Here is a 906-nt window from a genome sequence, read left to right as displayed (position 1 = left end):
GCGACGAACGCCGTCATAGGCTGAAGGGCTGCTTGTCGACAACTTCGTTCCGAATTCCGAAGGGCAAGTTTCGGCCCATAACCGTCGACCGACGTTTCTCCGGTGGCCAATCATGGCCGAAGGAGAAACGAAATGGGACACTCGTGCTACGACCTTGCCGCCTCCGATCGCCGCGCATGGAATGCAGGCAAGAAGATCGGAACGAAACGCCCTCTGAAACTCGACAGATATGGGGCGATACGCTTCTATCTCGATCGAGAGCGGCGTCTGCGAGACAGAGCGCTCTTCGATTTGGCGATCGACAGCAAGTTGCGCGGCTGCGATCTGGTCAAGATCAAATCGGCCACCTTGTTGTAGGACGGAAATCCGAAGTCGCGCGATGGTCATCCAACAGAAGACCGGCCGACCTGTTCAGTACCAGTTGATGAGCGACACACGCTCCAGCCTTCTCGCATGGCTGGAGCGACGCGGCGGGACAGTCGATGATTACGCGTTTCCGAGCAGGATCAATCCAAGGGCTCACATGAGCACAAGTTAGTATGCCCGCCTCGTCGACGAATGGGTCGAGGCGATCGGGCTTTGACCAGAGGAATACGGAACCCATTCCCTGCGTCGCACCAAGGCCTCGATCATCTACAAAGCGACGGGAAATCTGCGAGCCATCCAAATTTTGCTCGGTCATGCCAAGATCGAGAACACGGTCCGCTATCTGGGCGTCGATGTTGAGGATGCTCTCGAACTTTCGGAGGCAACGGAGGTTTGATCAGGTGCGGCTCCACTTCACAAGTGGAGCCGTGACCAGCTTGCGCCCAATCTCGGTCGTTGCGGACAGATCTGTCACTGATTGAAAGCGGCATCGTGGCGACCACGCTGGGGCGTCCCTCGCGACTCAGCGCGTTCAAAGCC

Annotated in this window: 1 pseudogene; it reads left to right on the top strand. The window is 57.6% G+C overall.

The window, feature by feature from the left end:
* Positions 1–132 precede the first annotated feature (132 nt).
* Positions 133–763: pseudogene (locus EN925_RS37690) on the top strand (tyrosine-type recombinase/integrase).
* Positions 764–906: the final 143 nt, after the last annotated feature.

The organism is Mesorhizobium sp. M7A.F.Ca.US.006.04.2.1, from assembly GCF_004022915.1.
Taxonomy (GTDB): Bacteria; Pseudomonadota; Alphaproteobacteria; order Rhizobiales; family Rhizobiaceae; genus Mesorhizobium; species Mesorhizobium ciceri.
Note: the sequence above shows the minus strand (reverse complement) of the source record. Positions and strands in the feature narration are given on the sequence as shown.